Below are 6,064 nucleotides of genomic sequence, written 5' to 3' on the forward strand. Positions count from 1 at the left end.
GAAGGCCGCCAGGGCGAAATCGGCGTCATGTTGGGTGAAAATCAGCGGCGGGCGCATTTTTATAACCGAGCCATGTTCGCCCTCGCTCGCCACCAACACACCTTCGTCGCGCAATTTATTTATCAATTTGTCGGTGGTGGGTTTGTCGGGTTTTTTGGTTTTGCGGTCGGCCACAATTTCAATACCCAGGGCAAGGCCGATGCCGCGCACGTCGCCAATGGCGTCATGTTGCGCCATTAATTTTTTGAAACCGGTTTTTAAATAATCGCCAACCAGCGATGCATTATCGACCAAATTATTTTGTTCGATAACATCCAGCACCGCCAAACCGGCGGCGCAGGAAACATTGTTACCGCCAAAGGTCGAAAAGAAAGCCGTGCTTTTGATAAATTTTTCATAAATTTCGGGGCGGGTGATGACTATGCCCAACGGGTGGCCGTTGCCCGCCGGTTTGCCGATGGTTACAATATCGGGCATGACGCCGTGATGTTGATAACCCCAAAAATTTTTTCCCATGCGGCCAAACCCCGACTGCACTTCATCGCCGATGCACAACCCGCCGGCGGCGCGGATTTTTTTAAAAACCTCGGCCACGTAACCCGCCATGGGTTCCAAAATACCATTGGTGATGAATGTCGAATCCAAAAAATAAGCGGCCGGTTTCATGTTTTCCTGCGCCAGCGACGCAATGGCATTGTCGACATCGCCCGCGTATTTTGCGCCGTCATTGCCATATTGGCCACGGTAAGCGTCTGGCGCGACAATGGTGCGAACATGCGGGTAACGCGCCAAATGCGCGGCTTGGCTGATTTTATTGGCGGAGGGCGACACCGCGTCAATCGCCCAGGTAATGCCGTGGTAGGCAAATTCTTGGCACACCGCACCGCCGTGGCCGGGTTTTAAATCGGCCCAGGCCAATGCCATGCGCCAGGCAATGTCGTTGGCCTCGCTCCCCGAATTGACAAAGGCAAAGGTGTTTAATTCGCCGCCGGTTTTTTTGCTTAGGCGTTCGGCATAGTCCAAAATTTCCTCGCCCAAATAACGGGTGTTGGTGTTCAGGGTGCGTGCTTGGCGATTGATAGCCTCAACCACGTAAGAATGGGCGTGGCCGACAATCGGCACGTTGTTGTAACAATCCATGTAACGGCGGCCATGCGCGTCGTAGAGCCAGACGCCCTCGCCCTTGACGATATTTAACGGCGGGTCATAAAAAACATAAAGATGCGACCCCATGAATTTTTTGCGCCGCGCGATTAAGGTTGCTACATCGGCCGGGGTTTTTGCGCCGGCCGGGTTGGCGGTGGCGGTTGATTTGTCATCGATTTTATTCGGGGTTTTATCCGCGCTGTAACCGCTTGGCGTGTTGTCGCTAAGTTTGAAAAATTTTTGCGCCGGCACACCCGCCGCCATGCGGAAAATATCGGTCGCGCGGTCGCGCCCCATGGTTTGCAACATTTCCACCACCTGGATGGTGCCATCGGTCGCGGCGTGCAAATAATTTTCTTCATCGGGCGTGCGGGCGGCGCGCCACACATTAACCACCAGGGCGGTTACCATGCGCATCAGGGCGATATCGTAAATCACCGCGACCTCGGGCTCCTCCAGCTTTATCAATTTGGCGTAACCGGCAACCAACGGGCGCATCATGGTATCGATTCGCTGTGGCTGATTCAAAAAATCGCAAACCGAATCGGCAATGTCAAATATCAACGGCGCGTGAATAACATCGCCGAAATCTATCACACCGGTGATGGCATGGCTGGTCGGGTGCAATATCAAATTATGTTCATGCACGTCGCCGTGAATAACCTGGGCGCGGAGCGACGATAGGTTGGGCAAAACCCGCGTTGAAAAATCCTCTATCTGTTTTTTTGCCAGGTCGGCCAGCGTGGTGTCGCCGATTTTTATCACCGGCAGTTCGGCCAAAAATGGAATATATTGCCGCACAATTCGCATGTCCCACAACAGGTCGCGGCCGCCGGTCGCGGGGTGAAAAAAACCGCGCATCGCCAGGCCCAGCCGCGCCAGCATTTTGCCAATGTCGTAGGCTATCGGCGCGGTCAAGGGCACGTTATGCGCCAATTCCCCCTCGAGGTAGCTTAGAACATAAAAAATATATTTATTGCCGGATTTTTTCTCGGCGTCTTTTTCAAGCGATTTCAGGTGGATGCTGTCCTGGCCGTCCTTCGTCCTTATGACTCGCGGCACGGGAAGCCCCGGGTCGATGATGGCCAGATGGTCGAACAATTTTATTTGGCAATCGATAATCGCCGGGTCCTCGACCTGGTTCGCAATTTTTAACATGAAGCCGGTGCCGTCCTCTTGCTTCAAATAAAAATTTTGGTCACGCTCGCTGTAAAGGTTTTTTAATTTACCACGCAGGCCGTAATGTTGCCACGCAATGTCGGCGATAACATCGGCCGAAAATTGTGGCGGGTTAGCGTGCAGGAATTTCATGATTTTTTCTACCAATTTTTAGGTCGCGACGCAACCTGCTTTCGGCACAACCACTAGCAATTTGTTTGCCCATCTTGGTTTACGTTGCCGCTTCGTTACTTCAGCGCGATTGTGTGCCCGCGGTCGAGCAGGAAGAAGCGATGGTCGGCCATGCCGTCAAAAACATAATCGAAAAATAATTGCGCCATCAGGCCGGCGACCTGCGCCAGCGTGCTGTTCAAAATGCCGGCGGTTTGGCAATTGCCGATGTCGTTGAAATGGCCGACTTCAAAAATATCGCTGTAGCGATATGCGTCGCCGTGAAAAAAACCAACCTGCCCGTCGTATGCCGTGGCCGCACCGATGATAATCGGTCGCGCCAAACTGGTCGCTATTTTATCGCCTAATAATTTTGTTTCCAGGTTATCGCTCCCCTCCAACAGCACATCGGCCGTGGCCAATAACCCACTATCCGCCATCGCCATAATTTTTTTATCATGGGTGATAATTTCGGCTTTGGGGTTAATGCCGAGCAAATAATTCTTGGCGGCAATAATTTTTTTAACCCCGATGTCGGATTCGCGAAACATCAATTGCCGCGCCAGGTTGGTTTTTTCCACCACGTCATCATCAACCAATATTATTTTTTTTAACCCCGCGCCAACCAATAATGGCAACAGGTGATTGGCAATACCGCCGACCCCAACCATGGCGATGGTGGTTTGCATCAAACGCGCCTGGCCGGCCTCGCCAATATTTTTTATCACCACTTGGCGGGCGTAACGTTCGGTGTCATCATCGGTCAGCATGAAAATCAAAAAATCATTCCCAACCAATTTTCTAACCGATGAAACCAACCAGCTCTTTGGTTTTTTTTAATATCGGGTGGCTGATGTCATGCGCCCGCGCCGCGCCATTGATAAGAATCTGTTGCAGGTGGTCTTGGTTTTTTTCAAAATCAATAATTTTTTCGCGAATGGGCGACAATGTTGCAACCATCGCCTCGCTTAAAGATTTTTTGAAGGACGAAAAATCTTTGCCGGCATAATCAGCGACAATTTTTTCTGGCGTGGCATCGGTCAAGCCCGCCATGATGCCAATCAAATTCGCGACGTCGGGGCGCGTCTTTTCCAAATCGTCCCATTTGTCGGGCATAACGCCGGAATCGGTTTTGGCGCGTTTGATTTTATCGGCAATGGCGTCGTTGCCGTCAAGCAGGTTGATGCGCGATTGGTCGGACGGGTCCGATTTCGACATTTTTTTCGTGCCATCGCGCAGGCTCATCACCCGCGCCGCCACCGGCAATATCAATGGTGCCGGCAGGGTGAAAAAATCGGGGGCGTTAAAATCGTGGTTAAATTTATCGGCAATGTCGCGCGCCAATTCCAAATGTTGTTTTTGGTCTTCACCCACCGGCACATGGGTCGCGTGGTAAACCAAAATATCGGCCGCCATCAGGTTGGGGTAGACGTATAAACCGGTCGAGGCCTTTTCCCTATCCTTGCCGGCCTTGTCCTTAAATTGTGTCATGCGGTTCAGCCAACCAAGCCGCGCCACGCAATTAAATATCCACGCCAATTCGGAATGGTCGGGGTTGCCCGATTGGTGAAATAAAATATGTTTATCGGGGTCGATGCCGCAGGCCAATAACGTCGCCGCCAGCGACAGGGTTGCCTTTTTCAATTCGGTCGGTTCTTGCCACACCGTGATGGCGTGCATGTCGACGATGCAAAACAAACATGCCATGTCGCGTTGCAACGCGACCCAATTTTTAACCGCCCCCAAATAATTGCCAAGATGTATCGCGCCGGTTGGCTGGATGCCCGATAAGACGCGTTTTGTTTTTTCTGCCATATGATTGCTTTACAATAGCAAAAGATAAAAAGCAAAAGGGTAGAAGGCCACCCCCAACAATCCACAAGCCCATTATTTACAGATGACTTGTAAGATGGCTTGCAGAAAAATCCTAACCACCAAAAAACACGCGAAACAACAAACGACCGGGCATCAAGGTAAAAATACCGGCCACTATAATGCCGTAGAAAAAAATCCCCTTCATCGCCCGTTCATGGGTTTTTACATCGCCATGTTTGATGGCCCACATGGCCTGGCCCAAACTGTAAAGCACGTAGATGCTTAATAAATGAAGCGGCGAAAAACCAAAAAACAGCCACCCCAGCCCCAAGGCCGGAAACAACGATTTGATAAAAAAACTGGCGATGGATAGGCTGGCGACAAACACCACAAAAAAATAACCGACGATTTTATGACGCCATGTTCCCTTTCGCAACCAAAATTGCGACAGGCCAAGTGCTATCGCCAACAGGGCAAGGAACAGATGAACACGAATTGCCAAGGGTTCGGCGGTAATGAGGGAAAGATTCATGCCGTCAGTATATTCGATAAAATAAAAGAATCAATATGATAAAAACGGCGACAGGATTTTTTGATAAAAGGCGATGGCTGGCGCGGTGTCGTTCAAACACGGAATGTAAAAAAATTCGGCTTGGTTGGGGCTGGCATGGTGTTTAAAAAAATCGGCACGCAGTTCCATATTTATTTCCTCCAACGTCTCCAAACAATCGACGGCAAAACTGGGGGCGATGATAGCGAGGCGGTTACAACCCTGCGCCGCCAATTGTTTCACCACATCAACGCAATAGGGTTTGACCCATTCGTTCGCGCCAAACCGCGATTGGAAGGCGGTCGGCATGGTGGTGCTGTCGCGTCGCAACGATTCACGAAGCAAGCGTGCGGTTTTTTTTGCTTGGCAACTATAGGGGTCGCCATTGTTGACAAATGATTTTGGAATGCCGTGGTTGGAGACGATTATTTGCGCGGCTGGTTTTTTCCCCCCTTTGCTGTCGCGAAAAAAATCACCGACCGATTTTTTTAGCAAAGCGATAAAATCCTGATGGTCAAAATAGGGCGGCACAATATTGATGGTCGGCTGATGTTGCATTTTTTTTAAGACGCGACCGATTTCGTCGATGATGGAGGCGGTGGTCGAGGTGCTGTAATGTGGGTAAAGCGGCAGGACGACAATGCGCCGGCAACCCATGGATTGCAGGTTTTTTATTTCCCGTTCGATGCTACCGCCGCCGATGTCATGGCTGGCGGTTTTTTTCTTGCCCATTTGTTTATCGCCCACCGCCTTGTCGCCCGGTCGGTCGCCGTAGCGATAGGCCGAACGGATGAGGATATTCTTTGCCATCGATGTTTGCAATTTCCGCGCAATGTTGTCGGTGTAATAATGGAGCGGCGATTGGTTGTCTTGACTGCGCCAAATGCCGCGATATTTTTTGGCGGATTTTGAGCTACGAATCGGCAAAATCACAAACCGCAACAACGGCCACCAAAACAAATTTGGCAAACCCCGCGCCAGGGGAATAACCCGTGGGTCGGACAAAAATTGGCGCAAAAACCGCCGCACCGCACCGGTCGTTGGCGTGGTCGGGCTACCCAAATTCACCACCAACACACCGATTTTTTTTGGCAAGACATTATGTTGCCCTATCACTGCGTTACTTGAGGGCGATTTATTCTGCCCTATCACTGCGTTACTTGAGGGCAATTTATTCTGCCCTATCACTGCGTTACTTGAGGGCAATTTATTCTGCCCTATCAC

At 50.8% G+C, this 6,064-nt stretch carries 5 protein-coding genes; all 5 read right to left on the reverse strand.

The features are described from left to right. On the reverse strand, positions 1 to 2,457 hold a 2,457-nt coding region (locus QM529_02225), incomplete at its 3' end, for an aminotransferase class III-fold pyridoxal phosphate-dependent enzyme (protein MDI9313479.1). 95 nt (positions 2,458 to 2,552) lie between these two features. Beyond that, positions 2,553 to 3,245: a HesA/MoeB/ThiF family protein gene (locus QM529_02230; GenBank protein MDI9313480.1), complete on the reverse strand. Its 693-nt coding sequence runs from the start codon at positions 3,243 to 3,245 to the stop codon at positions 2,553 to 2,555. Positions 3,246 to 3,276: 31 nt separating this feature from the next. Further along, positions 3,277 to 4,290, reverse strand: coding sequence for a tryptophan--tRNA ligase (trpS, locus tag QM529_02235; protein MDI9313481.1), 1,014 nt, complete (start codon positions 4,288 to 4,290; stop codon positions 3,277 to 3,279). 112 nt (positions 4,291 to 4,402) lie between these two features. Beyond that, on the reverse strand, positions 4,403 to 4,822 hold the full coding sequence (locus QM529_02240) for a DUF2306 domain-containing protein (GenBank protein MDI9313482.1): 420 nt from the start codon (positions 4,820 to 4,822) through the stop codon (positions 4,403 to 4,405). Between the two features lie 30 nt (positions 4,823 to 4,852). Further along, positions 4,853 to 6,064 (reverse strand): ferrochelatase (gene hemH / locus QM529_02245; protein MDI9313483.1); only part of this gene is annotated, 1,212 nt, incomplete at its 5' end.

Source organism: Hydrotalea sp. (assembly GCA_030054115.1).
GTDB lineage: Bacteria > Pseudomonadota > Alphaproteobacteria > JASGCL01 > JASGCL01 > JASGCL01.

Coding starts and splice junctions, on each gene's coding strand:
- QM529_02240 (MDI9313482.1), bottom strand. CDS start 4,822: ATGAATCTTTCCCTCATTACCGCCGAACCCTTGGCAATTCGTGTTCAT.
- QM529_02230 (MDI9313480.1), bottom strand. CDS start 3,245: ATGCTGACCGATGATGACACCGAACGTTACGCCCGCCAAGTGGTGATA.
- trpS (MDI9313481.1), bottom strand. CDS start 4,290: ATGGCAGAAAAAACAAAACGCGTCTTATCGGGCATCCAGCCAACCGGC.